Origin of the sequence: Nocardia sp. NBC_01009, assembly GCF_045208035.1 — a bacterium.
Taxonomy (GTDB): domain Bacteria; phylum Actinomycetota; class Actinomycetes; order Mycobacteriales; family Mycobacteriaceae; genus Nocardia.
In genome coordinates, this window is the sequence record NZ_CP108695.1 from 5,710,349 (window position 1) to 5,727,404 (window position 17,056).

Annotated in this window: 13 protein-coding genes and 2 pseudogenes; 11 read left to right on the forward strand and 4 right to left on the reverse strand. The window is 65.4% G+C overall.

Annotated features, from left to right (window positions below; all coding sequences use genetic code 11):
- Positions 1-91: 91 nt before the first annotated feature.
- The 9 genes and pseudogenes from OHA42_RS25540 to OHA42_RS25580 form a co-directional block, all read left to right on the forward strand.
- On the forward strand, positions 92-1,567 hold the full coding sequence (locus OHA42_RS25540) for a GNAT family N-acetyltransferase (protein ID WP_406230382.1): 1,476 nt from the start codon (positions 92-94) through the stop codon (positions 1,565-1,567).
- Positions 1,568-1,868: 301 nt separating this feature from the next.
- Positions 1,869-2,174: a transposase gene (locus OHA42_RS25545; RefSeq protein WP_406230383.1), complete on the forward strand. Its 306-nt coding sequence runs from the start codon at positions 1,869-1,871 to the stop codon at positions 2,172-2,174.
- Positions 2,175-2,176: 2 nt separating this feature from the next.
- A complete protein-coding gene (locus OHA42_RS25550; protein ID WP_406230384.1) occupies positions 2,177-2,887 on the forward strand; it encodes an IS3 family transposase in 711 nt (236 codons plus the stop codon).
- Between the two features lie 191 nt (positions 2,888-3,078).
- Positions 3,079-4,149 carry an IS110 family transposase gene (locus OHA42_RS25555; protein WP_406230385.1) on the forward strand — a complete coding sequence of 357 codons (1,071 nt, stop codon included), beginning with the start codon at positions 3,079-3,081 and terminating at the stop codon, positions 4,147-4,149.
- Positions 4,150-4,174: 25 nt separating this feature from the next.
- Positions 4,175-4,375 (forward strand): IS3 family transposase, encoded by a 201-nt coding sequence (locus OHA42_RS25560; RefSeq protein WP_406239594.1) that lies wholly within the window; start codon positions 4,175-4,177, stop codon positions 4,373-4,375.
- Positions 4,376-4,763: 388 nt separating this feature from the next.
- Positions 4,764-5,120, forward strand: a complete 357-nt coding sequence (locus tag OHA42_RS25565) for a hypothetical protein (protein WP_406230386.1) — start codon at positions 4,764-4,766, stop codon at positions 5,118-5,120.
- 43 nt (positions 5,121-5,163) lie between these two features.
- The gene (locus OHA42_RS25570; RefSeq protein ID WP_406239913.1) at positions 5,164-5,343 is read left to right on the forward strand and encodes a hypothetical protein; all 180 of its coding nucleotides are present in this window, start codon (positions 5,164-5,166) and stop codon (positions 5,341-5,343) included.
- Positions 5,310-5,537 carry a metal-sensitive transcriptional regulator gene (locus tag OHA42_RS25575; RefSeq protein ID WP_406230387.1) on the forward strand — a complete coding sequence of 76 codons (228 nt, stop codon included), beginning with the start codon at positions 5,310-5,312 and terminating at the stop codon, positions 5,535-5,537. Before OHA42_RS25570 ends, OHA42_RS25575 begins: the two co-directional genes overlap by 34 nt.
- Before the next feature lie 46 nt (positions 5,538-5,583).
- Positions 5,584-5,982: pseudogene (locus OHA42_RS25580) on the forward strand (DUF302 domain-containing protein); the annotation flags it as partial.
- A gap of 217 nt (positions 5,983-6,199) precedes the next feature.
- Here the strand turns inward: OHA42_RS25580 and OHA42_RS25585 are convergent.
- The 3 genes from OHA42_RS25585 to OHA42_RS25595 all read right to left on the reverse strand — a co-directional run bounded on the left by OHA42_RS25585 (position 6,200) and on the right by OHA42_RS25595 (position 12,420).
- Positions 6,200-8,038, reverse strand: coding sequence for an AMP-dependent synthetase/ligase (locus OHA42_RS25585; protein WP_406239596.1), 1,839 nt, complete (start codon positions 8,036-8,038; stop codon positions 6,200-6,202).
- 399 nt (positions 8,039-8,437) lie between these two features.
- Entirely contained in the window at positions 8,438-10,765 is a 2,328-nt protein-coding gene (locus OHA42_RS25590) for a heavy metal translocating P-type ATPase (protein ID WP_406230388.1), read from the reverse strand.
- 296 nt (positions 10,766-11,061) lie between these two features.
- A complete protein-coding gene (locus tag OHA42_RS25595) occupies positions 11,062-12,420 on the reverse strand; it encodes a phosphoribosyltransferase family protein (protein WP_406230389.1) in 1,359 nt (452 codons plus the stop codon).
- A 686-nt stretch (positions 12,421-13,106) separates the two neighbouring features.
- Between OHA42_RS25595 and OHA42_RS25600 the strand changes: the two genes are divergently transcribed.
- A complete protein-coding gene (locus OHA42_RS25600) occupies positions 13,107-14,531 on the forward strand; it encodes a wax ester/triacylglycerol synthase domain-containing protein (RefSeq protein WP_406230390.1) in 1,425 nt (474 codons plus the stop codon).
- A gap of 183 nt (positions 14,532-14,714) precedes the next feature.
- Positions 14,715-15,629 carry a universal stress protein gene (locus OHA42_RS25605; RefSeq protein ID WP_406230391.1) on the forward strand — a complete coding sequence of 305 codons (915 nt, stop codon included), beginning with the start codon at positions 14,715-14,717 and terminating at the stop codon, positions 15,627-15,629.
- Between the two features lie 328 nt (positions 15,630-15,957).
- Here the strand turns inward: OHA42_RS25605 and OHA42_RS25610 are convergent.
- Positions 15,958-16,918, reverse strand: a pseudogene (locus OHA42_RS25610) (acyl-ACP desaturase).
- Positions 16,919-17,056 lie beyond the last annotated feature (138 nt).

Below are 17,056 nucleotides of genomic sequence, written 5' to 3' on the forward strand. Positions count from 1 at the left end.
ACGGGTCACCTTCCCCAGCGGACGGCGCAACGCTGATCGACCGCGCAATCACATCCCGCAGAACCGGTCAATTCTCACGGCGGGAGAGGGCATGACCGCACACGGAAACTCCCCGATCGTAGTGACTGTCGACCAACCACCGATCGGGCACGACGCCGCCCTTTGGTCCGCACGCCTCGCCGAACGGCTGCACTGTCCCCTGCGGATCGTCTACATCGCTACCGCCACCCGCGACGCGTCGGCGGACATGCCACCGACGGGCCCCAAGGCGGCGGCGGTCGTCGACGACGCCGTCGCGGTCGTACGCCGCAATTATCCCGACCTCGAGATCAGTGGTGACTTGATCGACAGACCAGCCGCGCACGCATTGGCCACTGCGGGAGAGGACGCCCGGATGGTCGTCCTCGGCCATCCCGACGCGAGGGGCCTCGACGTGCCGGCGGCCACCTCCCACACAACGACTATCACCGAACACATCACTTGCCCGGTGACCGTCTGGCGGGGACAAACCGGCCAACTCCCCGATCAGCGCCCCGTGGTCCTCGCCGTGAACGATGACATCGACAGCTCCGGCGCCGCCCTCGCCGCGTTCGACTACGCCCACCTGTTCGGTGCACCAGTCATCGCCGTGTACGCCCGACCGGAGCAACCCGAAACAGCCGCTCCGGCCACCCCCGCAGCACCCATTTCGGTCACTCCCACTGAGCGGGGCTCCCTCGACGTCCAACTGGCCGCGGCACGACAGGTCTTCCCCGATGTCACCGTGACCGCCCCTGTCGACATCTCGTATCAGGCGTTGAGCAAACGCGCGACAGGTGCGCAACTTGTGGTTACCGGAACCGATGACCACGCGCCTGTCTCGCAAGCACCCAGTTTCGGTTCGCACTTGTTCGGCCGCAGCCCGTGCCCCGTCATGATCTGCCCGTCAAGGATGTCCCCGATGGGCCCCGGCGCGGATCCGTTCGCGTCCACTGCTCGTACCGCAGCGACACCGTCAGCCACGCCGATCTCCGGTATAACCGTCCGTGCGCTCACGCTCAACGACCGGGACGCGGTCGTGGCTCTGCACGAGCAGATGTCCGCGCACGATGCTCATCTTCGGTTCTTCAGCGCCCGCCCGAAGCGTATCGACGAGTTCGCCGAACAACTGTGCCGGCAAGACCTCACTCACCTCGCGCTCGGCGCTTTCGATGGTGAAGACCTGGCCGGGGTCGCAAATTACGTCATCATCGACACCACCCCGGGACACATCACTGCGGAAATGGCACTCGCGGTCACTGCGCACGACCAGCGACACGGCATCGGCACATTGCTCGTTCGGCAACTGGGCACGGCCGCCTACCTGCACGGGGTGGCACACCTGACCGCCGAAATACTCGCGGAAAACACCCTCATGCTCGCGATCATCACCGAACAGGGGTGGCACGAGGCGCTCCGATACGACGGTGCCACCGCGCACTTCGATCTCGAACTCGTCGCCGACAGCCAGGTACACCCGGACATACCTGTACTCCCGCAAGCGGGAAATGGCCGCGGAGCAATCCGAAAGAGCCGACGGGAAACGTAACGGATCGCTTCGAGCTTCGCCGTCTCGCCAATACCAGACACCCAACAAGGGACTGCCAGATGAATCTGCTGATGCCCGAAGCCGCTGCCAGTTACCGAGCCTGAGCGCTGTGCAGTCAATCCGCCACCACACGTTCCCTGCCGGGATCGGGCTGGTCGTCGCACGCGGCGATCGACGGACTGGAAGACCGCATCCGCGCGACACGGAGCCGAGCTGGACCCTGGCGGATTGAAGGTTGAGGTTCCCCCGCTTTCTCGGAGGGCTCTGAGCATGGTCCGATAGGACCAGGAAGGAGTCCCTTGTGGCAGCACCGAAGAAGTACCCCGACGAGTTGAAGGCGCGGGCGGTCCGGTTGTATCGGGAGTCCGATCCCAAGCCGACGGTCCGCAAGCTCGCCGCGCAGCTCGGGGTGCATCACGAAGCGTTGCGGAACTGGATCCGCCAAGCCGAGGCCGATGCCGGTGAACGTGCCGATCGGCCGTCGACCGACATGGTCGAAGAGAACCGGGCGTTGAAGAAGCGGGTCGCGGAGTTAGAGCGGGTCAACGCGGTGTTGCGTTCTGCGAGTGCATATTTCGCCTCGGAGCTCGACCAGACCCGGAGGTGATCGTGCGGTTCGTGAAAGACCATCCGCAGTACCCGGTCGAGCTCGTACTACGGGTTCTCGAGATTGCGTCTTCGACGTTCTACGAGTGGAACAAGCGCGCCGTCGAGCCGTCGGCGCGGCAGCTCGAAGACCAGCAACTGCTGGCTGAGATCGTCGATATTCACACCAGTTCCGGCGGCACCTACGGTTCCCCGCGCGTGCATGCGGTGCTGGCGCGGCGCGGTATCGGTGTCGGTCGCAAACGTGTGGAGCGGCTGATGCGTCAGGCCGGATTGCAGGGGGCGTTCCTGCGCCGCAAGTGGCGGATCGGGTCCACCAAACAGGATCCGCGGGCGAGGCCGGCGCCGGATCTGGTCGAGCGGAACTTCACCGCCGACGCTCCGAACAAGCTGTGGGTGGCCGATGCGACCCGTATCCCGGTCGGGGAGGGCGTGTTCTGGCTGGCCGCGGTCCGCGATGCCTTCTCCAACCGGATCGTCGGATGGAAAACCTCCGACCGCTGCGACACCGATCTCGTGCTCGGCGCCCTGGAATACGGTGTCTGGTCCCGCGATGTCCGTGACGGTGAACTGATCCATCATTCCGACAGGGGGTCGACCTACACCGCGATCAGGTTCGCGAACCGGTTGGCCGACAACGGGATTGCGCAATCGATGGGTTCGGTCGGGGATTCCTACGACTGTGAGAATGAATTCGGCCGCCTGGTGGCCTGACTCTTGCTTACGACTGACCCCGCGGTTCGGGTGTCCTGGCTGTTGATCTGTCGTCCACCAGACGGTCTCACCACCTGGTGCTGACCGGGCGGGCAGTGACCTCATAGGAGCCTGACCTCACCAGGTCCCATCACAGTCCCGTCCACCCGACCGGCCAGCGTCACAACCCGCTGAAAGGTCGCAGGACAAGCATGACAAACCCGCCACGCCGGGGTCGAGTCGTCATCGGCGTCGACACCCACAAGCACTTCCATGTTGCTGCGGCACTCGACGACTTCGGGGGCGTCCTGGCCACCGGAAAGTTCACCGCCGACCGCACCGGATATCAGGAACTCATCGACTGGGCAACGAGTTTGGGGCATCTACGCACGTTCGCGATCGAGGGCACCGGCTCTTACGGGGCAGGGCTGACTGCCGCAGTCCGCCGCGCCGATATCGGTGTGATCGAGGTACTGCGGACCGACCGGCGTGATCGGCGACTGCGCGGCAAGTCCGATTTCATCGACGCGGAAAATGCGGCACGAGCCGTGCTGGCCGGCTACGCCGACGCCACCCCGAAGACCGCCGACGGCGTCGTCGAGATGATCCGCCAGATCAAAGTCGCCAAGGATGTTGCGGTCAAAGCTCGTGCAGCAGCAATGATTTCACTGAAAAGCATACTGGTGAACGCCCCCGACGAGCTTCGTGAACAGTTGCAGCCGCTGTCGAAAATGGCGCTGATACATCGATGCGCCGGCCTGCGGCCCGGCCCGGTCACCACCGTCGAAGCGGCCACCAAACACACGCTGCGCGCGATCGCTCGACGCTGGGAGCAACTGCAGGAAGAGATCAGCGCTCACGAGCAACTGCTCGACGAGCTCACCGCTTCGATCGCACCACAACTGACGGCCGCATTCGGTATCGGTGTCGACACAGCCGCCGAGATGCTGATCGTCGCCGGCGACAACCCCGACCGAATCCGAACCGAGGCGGCATGGGCGAAACTATGCGGTGTCTGCCCAATCCCAGCATCCTCGGGCAAGACTGTCCGCTACCGGCTCAACCGTGGTGGCCACCGACAAGCCAACTCCGCGCTCTACCGAACCGTCATCGTCCGCATGCAACATCACGAACCGACCAAAGCCTACGTCGCCCGCCGCACCGCCGAGGGCAAGACAAAAGCCGAGATCATCCGCTGCCTCAAACGCCTTCTCGCCCGCGAAGTCTGGGCACTCATGCGACCCCTCCGACAGGCCCGTCGACCCGCAGAATCAGCCACTTGACAGCTATAGGAGCATCAACGCGTTGATGGAGAATTTCTTCTCCACGTTGAAGACCGAGCTGGTCTACCGCCGTGCGTGGCAGACCCGCGACGAGGCCGAGAACGCGTTGTTCGTCTATATCGACGGCTGGTACAACTCCCAACGCATCCAGAGGAAGCTGGGTTGGCGATCACCGGACGAGTTCGAAGCTAGTTACCATCAACAGGTTCCAGCCGGAACCAGATAACTCGCTCTCCGGCTTAGCGGGGGAACCTTAGGTAACAGGCCATGGGCCCGCGAATCTCACATGTCGCAGTGGCCTGACTTCTATGAGGACTTTGGTCCTCGCGCAAAACTGCCAACAGCCATCGCCGCGCCGATGTCGTTCGGTTCATAACCGGTTGTGCGCCGCTTGCTCAGGTCGAGCGCACCGTGCGACTTCCGGCAGCGTCGCCGAAGAGGAGCGATCGTGCACGAATTCGGACTGCCGCCTCGGTATCACGTCCGTCCCGACGCGAACCTCGCCGACTGCTGACACCCGGCTGGTAACCCACGAACGCGAAACCAGGATGGCCACCGCGCGAACGCAATGGGCACCTTTTCTCGCTGACCTGACTCCCGCCGACGCGGCGGCGTTGGCCGCGTTCGACCGACGGGTGCGCTCGGGCCGATTGCCGCAGTTCTTGGATATCCTCTCCTGGTGCTACGGGTTCGATTTCGCCGGAAACAATTGTGGCATAAGGGATTCGGACTACATAACCGAGCTCACCGACGACGATGTGTATTCGATCGGTGCGGATGGTGGCGGCAATCTGTATGTCGTGCTCACCAATGGCCTAGTGGCCGTGTGGTTTCACGAGGAGGAGGTGGTCGAAGGCGGTAAACGGTTCGACAATCTCGATGTGTTTCTCTGGTCGTTCGTGCGCTACCGCGCGGTGCGCGCGGGGAAACTCGCGCTCTTGGCCATGGCGCGATTCTTTGAACGCGAGTGAATGCTCACGGCGCGTCAACACCGCCCTCCGCCAGGAGTCAGTCGTGATCGGCGGCGTACTGCTCGCGCCAGCGGTCGATGAGCGGAACCAGTTCGTTGGTCATGTAGGTGTAGAAGTCCTGCATTTCGTGCAGCCGCCGCGCGGTGTCCGTGTCCGCACCGGTCGCGTCGATGCCCTCCTGGGCGGCGGTTGCGCCGCGCGCACGGCCAGCTCGCCGGAGTGAAGTCCATGATCGAGCAAGGCCGCGACTGCAAAGACGTTGCCACTCAGCTCGCCGCCGTGTCACGCGCACTGGACAAGGCTGGTTTCAAGATCGTCGCCACCGGACTGCGGGAATGCCTCAGCGGGCAAGCCCCTGAAGGCACTACACCGATGACCGAAGCCGAACTGGAGAAACTGTTCCTAGCCCTCGCGTGAATACATCAGCCCAGACGTGCCATCCGCGGCAGAAAGCAGACCCACCATGAATCTGGCCTTGTCGACCACTCTGCACACCAACTTCGCCGACGCCGTCGAACGCACCCGTAAAGCCCTGTCCGAGCAGGGTTTCGGCGTTCTGACCGAAATCGACATGAAGGCGACGTTGAAGGCCAAGCTCGGCGAAGAGATGGAGGACTACCTCATCCTCGGTGCCTGTAACCCACCGCTGGCGCATCGCGCGGTCGAGGTGGATCGTCAGATCGGACTGCTACTACCGTGCAATGTCATCGTGCGCCAAGACCTGGCTATGGACAACTCGGACATCGCCGAAGCGATGAATCCGCAGGTGATGGTCCAGGTCACCGGCGAAGCCGCGCTCGAGCCGATCGCCGCCGACGCCACGACAAAACTGCGATCCGCAATCGCATCCCTGCACGAAGACATCAACACATGGACGACAATCGCGCACTCAGAGGCTGGGGCGAACGCCGGTCAACCTCACCCCGGTCGTCGCTTATCCTCGCCGCTGGGTGACCTCCTGTTGATGGCAGCCGAAGCCGGTGAAGGTTTCGCGACGCCCGGATTGGATCCGGGCATACTTGCTGAGTTGGCGCGCGCCCCCAACCAGACGTATGAGCAGCGACCACCCTCGATCGACCTCAGTCATAGAGGGCGTCGATGCGGTCCGCGAGATTGTCGACGACTATCCTGCGGCGCAGCTTCATACTCGGTGTGAGATCACCTGCCTCGACGGACAGTTCGCGGTCGATAATGCCGAATCTCTTGATCTGTTCCCAGCGATTGAGTTGGGCGTTCAGGTCATCGATGTAACCGGCGATCACGTCGTGGGTCTTCTTGTCCCGCGCGATTTCGGCGAGCGGCATGTCAGCCAAGTCGTGCTTGTCGGCCCATTCGGTAATGGCCGGGGCATCGAGACCGACCAAGGCGACGCAATAGGGTCGGGTCTCTCCGTAGACGATGAATTCTCCGGCGTACGGACAGAGTCCCTTGAACGTCGCGGCAATCGCGGAGGGTGCGACGTACTTGCCTTGCGAGGTCTTGAACAAGTCTTTCTTGCGATCGGTGATGTGCAGGAAGCCGTCGGCGTCGATCTCGCCGATGTCGCCGGTGCGGAACCAGCCGTCCGCGTCGAAAGCCTCGGCGGTGGCGTCGGGGCGGTCGTGATAGCCGCTCATCACCCCCGGGCTTTTGAGCAGGATCTCGCCGTCCTCGGCGATCTTGACCTCGGTGCCGGGGAACGGCTTGCCGACGGTACCGAACCGGTAAGCACCTGGGCGGTTGATGAACGAGGCGGCGGCGGTCTCGGTCAGGCCGTAGCCCTCGAGCACGATGATGCCGATCGCGTCGAACCACTGCGCGACATCGCGGTCCAAAGGGGCTGCTGCCGAGACGAAGTACCGCAGCCGACCACCGAAGCGTTCACGGATGGTGGATAGCACCAGCCTGTCCGCAACTTTGTGCTGCAATGAAACGAGCAGCGGCGGATTCTCGCCGGCTTGTGTGGCACGCGAGACCTTCAGGCCAACCCCGATCGCCCAGTCGAAGATCTTCTTCTTGATCCCGCCTTCTTCGGCCACCATGCCCTCGATACGCGCATGCGCCTTCTCGAAAATGCGAGGAGCGGCCCCCACGATGGTGGGGTGCAGTATCGCAAGGTTCTCCACGATCTTGTCGACCCGGCCGTCGATTGCCGTCGGAAAGCCGATCAGCGGTGACAGTGCCAACATCACCTTGCCGAACGCGTGAGACAGCGGCAGCCACAGAAAGTTCAGGTCGTCCGGGCCGAGAACGTTCAGGGCATCGATCGCGGCGGCGCTGTAGGTCCATGCGGAATGCGGTAGCCGAACCCCCTTCGGGGTGCCGGTCGTCCCGGAGGTGTACATGATGCTGCCCAGGTGCTCGGGCCGGATCTCGCGGATGCGGTCGACCACCGCATCGGGAGATCCGGCAAGCAGATTCCGTCCCTGCTCTTCGAGGTCGTCGAGAGTGATCACCCAGTTTCCGTCGCCCTCGCCGTCGAAGATCACTACCTGTTGCACGTCAGGCAGTTCGGCGCGGTGCTCGATCAGTTTGTCGACCTGGGTCTGATTCTCGGCAACAACGACACGGCTGCCCGAGTTGGCGACGATGAACGTGACGCCGGTGGCATTGGTGGTGGGGTAAACGGTGGTGGTGGCCGCACCGGCGCACATCACCGCGAAATCGACGAGCACCCATTCATACCGTGTGGACGACACGAGCGCGATCCGGTCCTGAGCGTCGATTCCCAGCGCGATCAATCCGGCGGCGAGGATGTTGATTCGGTCACCGACCTGCTGCCAGGACACACTGGTCCAACCCTCGCCGTCGGGGAATCGGAATGCCTCTACGTCTGGAGTTGCGGCGACGCGGTCGACCAGTATCTGGGCGACCGACGGTGCCCGATTCTCGATCTTGCCGAGGTCGGGAGGTTCCTCGGATTCCTGGAGGAACGTCATCATTCGATCCTACGAGTCCCCGGCCGATCGCCGCGGCGTTCGGATGAGAAACATGTGCGCAAAGACAGCCACTCCGCAGGTGAAGAGCGGGAGCAGTGAAAGTGGCCGGACGTGCACCGTAGATCGGGATGGCGTGCTGAGCCGGCGGCCTGGGTGAGGCGGGCGGCGAGTGACGATTTCACTCCCGTCGGCTCTATCGGATTGCTCGGTTGGTACTTCCCGCTTGCGGGAGTATCTCGGCCGTTAGATGGGCCACCCGTGTAGGTAGGCGAGAGAAGTCCCCCTTCGAGGGGATGAGATCGTGTGGCTACCGGCCTGCGGTCGGGACCGCCAGGATCGGTTCCGGACGTTGTGCGAGACGCACGAGGCGGGGTACGTGCTCGTCCTCGATGTCCACTCTCAGGCTGGACTCGTCGCGGAGTTGTCGGCTGGGTTGCGCGCCAGCGTGAACAGCGCCTCGTCCTCCTGCGCGAAGTGCAGGGTGAGGACCGCGTCGAGTCCATAGAGGGTGGCTCGCAGATCGTCGATCTGGTCGGCGCGGATTCCGTGTGGTGAGTCGTCGAGGTGGCGGCGGATCCGGTCGACGAGCCGTTCGATCTCGGTGTGCTCGCGGCTCATCGTCACCATCGCCTCCGGGTCGCGCAAATAGTCGGCCAGCGCTGGATACAACTGCGACTCCTCGGCATGTTCGTGCGGCAGTATGTGCTCGACGAGAAGATCGAATGCGCGGCGGACTGCCGCATCGGCGCTCGGGCCGGGGCCACGGGACAGCGCGTCGGCCGCTTGCCGAACCGAGGCGCGTGCAGTCTGCAGCCGGTCGTGCTCCCGCGCGAAACGAGCGACCAGAGGGTCGATCTCTGCGGTGCGACGCCCACGATGAATCCGTAAGGCCCGCAACGCGTTCAGGATCACCACGATGTCGATCCCCTCCTGTACCAGCGCGCCGGCAGCGGGCACGAGCAGCCCGAAGGCGGCAGCGATCATCGCCGCCAGTGACAGCGTCATACCCGCGACCGCGCTCTGCACGGCCAGCCGATGCGCCCGCTGGGCGACCTCGACCGCGTCTGCGAGGCGATCGATGCGGTCGTCTACGATCACCGCGTCGGCGGCCTGTACGGCGGCCGTGGACCCACGAGATCCAAGGGCGACGCCCACATCCGCCACTGCGAGTGCCGGTGCGTCGTTCACACCATCACCGACCATGACGGTCACGCCGTCGCCGCGTTCCGCGCGGATGGCCGCGATCTTGTCGGCGGGGTCGGCGTCGGCGACGACTTCGGTGAGCCCCAGTAAATGTGCCACCTCGGCGGCGTTATCGACCCGGTCGCCGGTGAGCAGGAGCAGCCGCCGCAGGCCCGCGGATCGCAGGCGGCGCATAGTGCGTGCGGCGTCGGCGCGAATGCGGTCACGCACCAGCAGTGCTGCCATGGGCACATCATCGACGCACACCCACACGAGGACGGCCAGATCCAGCCGGGCCCGCCGCTGGGCGGCTTGTGCCCAGGGCGCGGGCTCGGTTCGCGACGGCAGCCGCCCGACCTGAACCCTATGACCGTCCACGGTCCCTGTGGCACCCAGGCCGGGTTGCTCCGAAACATCCTGCGCGGCATCGGGCTCCAGCCCGCGAGCCGTGGCCGCAGCGGTGACGGCGTTGGCGAGCACATGCGGTGAGAACTGTTCGACCGCGGCGGCCTGTCGCAGCACCCGGTCGGCGTCGGCACTAGGCGCGGTGACGATGTCGATCACCGCCGGTCGGCCTACGGTGACGGTCCCGGTCTTATCCATCGCCAGACACCGTGCGTGCCCAAGGGTTTCGAGCGCTGCGCCGTCCTTCACCACCACACCTGCTCGCGCAGCCCGCGACATTCCGGCCGTGATCGCGACCGGCACCGCCAGCAGTAGCGGACAGGGCGTGGCGGTGACCACCACAGCAACAGCCCGCACCGGATCCCGCGTGAGTATCCAGGCGAGACCGGCGATCACGAGCGCGAGCGGCAGGAACCATACCGCAACTCGATCGGCCAGCCGCGCCGTCGGCGCCACCGTGGCGGCGGCCTGCCGCGCCAGCGTGACGATTCCGGCATAGGTACTCTCCTCCACGGTTGCGGAGGCCCGAATATCAACGGCTGCACCGGCATTCACCACACCGCTGCGTACCTCGGTGCTCACGCGGCGCACTACGGGGACCGACTCCCCGGTCAGTGCCGATTCGTCGAAAACCCCCGCCACGGCGAGCACTCCGTCGACGGGCACCGTCTCACCGGGCAGAACGACCACGACATCGCCCGGAGAAATCTCGGTGGCCGCAACGGTTTCGATGCCGCCGGCGCGCCGCTGATGCGCCTGCATCGGCGCCCGCCCCAATAACGCGGATAGGTCGCGCCCGGCCCGGCGGCCCGCATATGCCTCCAATACCCGGCCGGTGGCCACCATCAACGCGATCAGGGCGCCCGCGAAATACTCGCCGACCGCGGCGGCACCCACCAGCGCCACCAGCGCGAGCAGATCGGCGCCGTAGCGTCCGCGCCGAAGATCCTGGCAAACCCACACTGCTGCGGGCACGAGCGCGACCACTGTGGCCGCGAGCCACAACATGTCGGCGACCGCCCCACTGAACGGACGTGCGACCAGCCCGGCCGCACCCAACACGCCGATCACGGCGACGAGGACCGCCTCACGAAGCATCCTCCGCGCCGGTGTCTTCGACGTGGTCTCTGCAGTTTTCATGGAGTCTCCTCGATCTCGAACCGCGGCGCCGAAGCACCGATCCGGGCGCTGCCCGCCCGCGAGAAGGGACTACTCGGCCACGGAGCTGCGATCGACCGTGCCGTAAGTGGCTTGTGTTGCGGCTGCGCTGCGGAGACGAACGATGGCATTCGTCCGCAGCGTGCCGATCGAGCAGACCTCGATCGGCGGGGTCGCGTCCTGGTATGCGAGGGTGTCGCCCACCACGACACGACGCAGGCCGAGATCACGCAGTCAGCGGCCCGTGCGTGGCGGCCACGACGATGTCGCTGGCGTGGTCATGACCGTGTGTCCGTCGTCGAGCCGCTCCGGTCGTCGGCCGCAGGCGCGGGCGCCAGCTGGTTGACCAACCAGTCGCGGGCGAGTTCGGCGACTTTCTCCAATGCGCCCGGCTCGGCGAACAGGTGGGTGGCGCCGGGCACCACCGTCAGTACGGTCTCACACGACATCGCCTGCGCCGCGAGACGGTTCAGCTCCAGCACGACATGGTCGTGCCCGCCGACGATCAGCAGAGTCGGCGCGCGCACCGCCGCAAGGGCCGTACCTGCCAGATCCGGCCGGCCGCCACGTGACACCACTGCGGCGATGTCCACGCCGGGGTCGGCCGCCGCCCGAAGCGCCGCGGCGGCACCCGTGCTGGCCCCGAAGTACCCGATCCGCAGGCCGGTGACGTCGTCTTGACGGGTCAGCCAGCCGGTCGCCTCGACCAGTCGTCGCGACAGCAGCTCGATATCGAAGACCAGTGCCCGATGGATCTCCTCTTCCGGAGTGAGCAGGTCGAAAAGCAGGGTGCCCAACCCGGCTCGGTTCAGCACCGCGGCCACATAGCGATTGCGCGGGCTGTGGCGGCTGCTGCCGCTGCCGTGCGCGAACGTCACCATCCCGATCGGGTTCTCCGGAACGGTGAGATGCCCGGCCAGTTCGACCTTCCCGGCCCGGACTCGCACCTCGTCGTCACGCAGCGGTGGATCAACCGCGGGATCCGCCTGTGGCTCCCGCACCTCTCCGGCGGCTCGGCGCAGCAGCTCGGTGACCTCTGCATCGGAGACCTGGCCGAACCGCCGATACCAGCAGCCGACAGCGCCGAACCACGTCGGCAGCTCCAGACAGACCACCTCGTCGGCTTCGTCTTTGAGCATCGCCAGCGTGTCCCGAGGCGCCACCGGAACGGCAAGTACGACGCGCTGTGCGCCGTGTGCCCACGCGACCTGGCAGGCCGCACGGGCCGTCGCGCCGGTGGCGATGCCGTCGTCGACGACCAACACCGTGCGGCCCGACAGCGGGATACGCGGATGTGTGCGCCGCAGCCGCTCGGCCCGCCGCGAAAGTTCCTCTCGTTCGCGGCGCTCCACGGTCCCCATATCCGCACTGGTGAGTTGCGTGTACGCGACCACGACGTTGTTGATCACCTGGACGTCGTCCTCGCCGATCGCGCCGAAAGCCAGCTCCGGCTGATATGGGACACCGAGTTTGCGCACCACGATCACATCCAATGGCGCTTCCAGCGCCCGCGCGACCTCGTACGCGACCGCAACACCGCCGCGCGGTAGGCCGACCACGACAACATCCTCGTCCCGGAGATATTCCAGCCGCCCCGCCAGTCGGCGTCCGGCGTCGCGGCGATCGTCGAATAGCATCGCAGGCCTCCTCACAGATCTCCTCCAGCGTGGACATCGACGGAGCGCGGCGACAGGTCCGATCGTCGCCGAGTGGAGAGCCGTTGGTCCCGGATGCCTGCACTGGTGTCGCCGTCGTCGAGACGCACTCGGCCTGCGACCAGCAGTTCGTTCAGGCACATGCTGTGCCGTGCTCAGTAGGGCCCGACTGGGCCGGACGATCGACACCGATAGCAGATGATCAACGCCCGTGCCGCGAGTGAGCAGTTGCGCGCTGGCCGAGGCACACGGCGAAACAGCGTAACCCGGACCGTCGGCGATTCCCGGCCCGCCAGGGCCAGCGGAGAGGACGAAAGGCCTCGCCATAGGGGTCTTCGTGATCGGTTGCCTGCGGTCGGGATCGAGCAGGCTTAGTGGTATGGATACCGCCGAGCATGCCGCCGTTCGGGCACGCGCGATCGAGCGAAGGCTAGTCGGCATGGTATGTGATGTCCGCTGGTCGCCACGGGATTCTGCCTATATCGCGTTCAGCGCCGAGTTCCCGGGACTGACCTGCGCCGATGCCTGATCATCGCGAGCGGCGATCGATGGTCTGGAAGACAAGATCCGCGCGGCACTCTCGGCAGAACCGAGCCGGACCGTGGAGATCTGAGGAAGCAGAAGCGAAGCGGTACAACGTACAACGGCGAAGACGAAGGCAGCAGGCTATGGACCCCCGCGAATTCCACATGTCGCAATCGGACCTGTTCTCGTGGAACATGGAGCGTGATCCGATCCTGCGTTCGACCATCGTCTCGGTTCTGATCCTCGATACCGATCCGGACTGGGATCGCCTGGTGGAGACGATAGATCGCGGCACCCGCCTGGTGCCGAGGTTGCGGCATCGGCTGGTCACCGCGCCATTCGGTCTCGCCCCGCCCAGGTGGGCGCTCGATCCGGATTTCGACCTATCCTGGCACCTGCGACGGGCCGCGCTGCCGGAACCCGCGACCATGTCCGCGGTACTTGAATTCGCGCGCACCGAGGCGATGACCGCTTTCGATCCGGCTCGTGCACTGTGGCGCTCGACGTTGCTCAGCGGTTTGTCGGGTGGGGGGTCCGCGCTGGTGATGACAGTGCACCACAGCCTCACCGATGGTATCGGCGGCATTCAGATCGCCACAGCGCTGCTCGATTTCGACCGTGCGGGCACTGATCATGGCCATCCGCCCCAGCCGCCGTACGACCATGACGGCGCGCTGCGCGATATCGTGGCATGGAACTGGTCAGTCGGCTCGGATCTCCTGCGCGACGGCATCCGGGCGACGCCACAAACCGCGTGGCGAGCTGTCACTCATCCCGCGCGGACGGTACGCGACAGCGCCGCGCTCGCGACCTCGCTGGTCCGCCTGGCCAAGCCCATTACCGCAACGCTGTCGCCAGTGATGATCGAACGCAGTCTCGGCCGCCGACTGGCGGTGCTGGATGCACCCGTCGAGCAAATGCGCCGCGCCGCACGGGCTGCGGGCTGCACAATGAACGATGCCTTTCTGACCGCGGTGGTCATCGGACTGCGCAGGTATCACGACCGGCATGGGGCGAAGGTCGACCAGCTGCGACTAACCATGCCGATCAGTCTTCGGACGGCCGATGATCCACTCGGCGGCAACCGGATCACGCTCGCTCGTTTCGCATTGCCGGTCGGCATCGCCGAGACCACAGAGTTGATGCGCGCCGTGGACGCCGCGGTCGGCGGTTGGCGCCGCGAGCCGGCCATACCGCTGTCCGGTGCTGTCGCGGCAGCGTTCAATCGGTTGCCGGTCGGAGTGGTCACCGAGATGCTCAAGCATGTCGACTTCGTCGCCTCCAACGTCCCGGGTTCCCCGGTGCCCCTCTATATTGCCGGGGCGCGTATCGACCGTATGTACGCTTTCGGCCCTACCATCGGCACGGCCGTCAACGTGACATTGACCTCGCACGCCGGAACCTGCTACGTCGCGATCAACGCAGACACCGCCGCGATCCCCGACCTCGAGACCCTGACCGAATGCCTCGCCGCAGGCTTCGCCACCGTGCTCGGCCTCGGCGGCGAGTGCGCACCGCAAGCCCCCGCCGACGGCACAGCCGAAGCATCTCGATCGACACCGGTCTGATCGGTTCCCGAGCGATCAGAACACCCCCGCTTCTTGCGATCGTCCGACCAGGCACCGTCACATGCTCTTGGTCATCGCGGCCGATGACGTTCGGCACCTCACAGCCGAGTCGGTCGGGCGAGATGCTGTGTTCGACACACCGATACACACCGACTCGAACATCGCGACCTAAGGGGCAGCGGAATGAGCACCCGACATGATGCGGATCGACACCAGCTGGCCTCGGCTGCGGTGGTGGTGGGGACCGATGGGTCCGCGACCGCCGATGCCGCCGTCCGATGGGCGGCTGAAACGGCGGCTCGGAAGGGACGGCACCTGCTGATCGTGCACGGCCTCGACCTCGCGGTCACTCGCGCGGCCCTCGGGAGCCACCTCCCCATGATGTCCTCGGTCATCGCGGCGATGCACGGCCAGGGCGATCGCATCCTCGCCGAGGCCCGTGCCCTTGCATGCGACATCGCTCCCGATCGCACCGTAGCCACCGAACTCTCCGAAGCGAACCCGGCGAAGTCGCTGATCGCGCTCTCGGAAAGTGCGCACCTCGTTGTCATCGGCGCGACCAGAGGCGACGGCATGCTCGCGCACCTCGGATCGACATTGCTCGCGGTGGCCGGGCACGGCCACGGCACAACCGTGGTCGTGCCGGGCACCGGAGAACCGAATCATCGCAGCGGTCCGGTCGTAGTGGGCGCGGACGGCAGCCCGGTCGGTGAAGCCGCCCTCGGCGCGGCATTCGCCGAGGCATCCGAGCGCAATGCCGAACTCGTCACCATGCACGCCTGGAGCGACCTGACTTTCGGCGCGTACGCCGGAAATTCATATCTCGAAATCCCTATCGTCGACCTCGAGATAGCCGAACACGCACTGCTGGCCGAGCGTCTCGCGGGTTGGCAGGAGAAATACCCTGACGTCACCGTGACCCGTAAGGTCTCCGTTACCGGGCCGCGCGAGCAATTAGCGAACTGGTCGAAGTCCGCGCAGCTGCTCGTGGTCGGCAGCCGCGGCCGCGGCGGATTCCGCGGTCTACTCCTCGGCTCGACCAGTAGCTGGCTCGTGCAGCATGCGGCCTGTCCGGTCATGGTCGTGCACCCGAACTAGTTCGCACTCCCACAGCGGCGAAACAAACCGCCGCCGTCGCCATCGCGCTGATCATCGCGATCATGGTGCTGGTCCCCCGTGCCCTGTATCACCGAATTGCCCATGGGGCCGACAGGTCCTCGCGAGCCTGCTCGCCCATCCCGGCGTGCCGCAGGTCGTGATCCGCATCGGCACAGCGCCCGACAACGAAACCGAAGCCCCGCCGGCCCTCGTCGACATCCTCACCACCCACCGGTGACCCCGCGCCGTCTTCACGATGCGAGCCGACGACTACGAGACGACACCGCGGGATGCGACGCTCGCGACCGACCCCGTCGTCGCGGTCTGATCAGGCACGGGCGCGGTCGCGAGCCAGAGCGCGGTCGCGCTGTTCCTCGAAGCGCGGGATCTTCACCTTCTCCATATCCTCTAGGAACGCGGCGAGCCGCTCTCGGATCTGTTCGCCGCGCGCACTGAAGTCGGTGCGGCCGAACAGATTCCACTGCCGCAATACCGGCTGCAGCACCTCTTCGAGGTGCTGACGCAGGTCGTAGACACCGTGTTTGGCCATGAGTACACCATTGCGGCGGAAGCGCGGCATCCCGGCGCCGGGCATCCGGAAATTCTGCACGATGTTGGCGACAGCCTCAATCGCCTGATCCGGCACCAGATCCAGCGCCGCGCCGCACATAGTGCGATAAAAGATCATGTGCAGGTTCTCGTCGGCGGCGATGCGTTGCAACATCTTGTCGGCAATCGGGTCACTGCACACCCGGCCGGTATTGCGGTGGGTGACCCGAGTGGCCAATTCCTGAAAGCTCACGTAAGCAACCGAATGCAGGAAGCCCGCGCCGCTGTCGACCTCGGCTTCGCTGACTCCCGAGGAGAAGCCATTGGCCATATGCACCATCCTGGCCTCTTCCAACGCGACCGGGTCGACCGTGCGGGTCACCACCAGATAATCGCGAATTACGGTGCTGTGCCGCAGTTCTTCGGCGGTCCACCGCCCCACCCAGGTGCCCCAAGCACCGTCGCGGGAGAAGTTCTCGGCGATCTCGCGGTGGTAGGAGGGCAGATTATCCTCGGTCAGGAGGTTCGTGACCATCGCCGCCTTGGCGACCTCGCTGAGCCCAGATTGTTCGGCCTCCCAGTCGATTCCGCCGAGGGCGCCGAAGCTGCGGCCTTCGTCCCATGGTATGTAGTCGTGCGGATGCCGATCCTTGGTCATCGATAAGTGCCGATGCACGCACTCCTCCGCCATCGGCTCCAACTCGGCGAGTATTTCGCGTTTGGGTCAGCTCACGCGTCAATGATGTTGCCTACCTTCCTTCTGATCGGCGTCCATGTCACCACCGAGTTCCGGCGGCCCCCAGGGCCGAAGGTCCCGCAGAGTTCGGGACCGACTGCCTTTATCTCGAGTGTCATCAATCTGACTCCCCTCGACGATC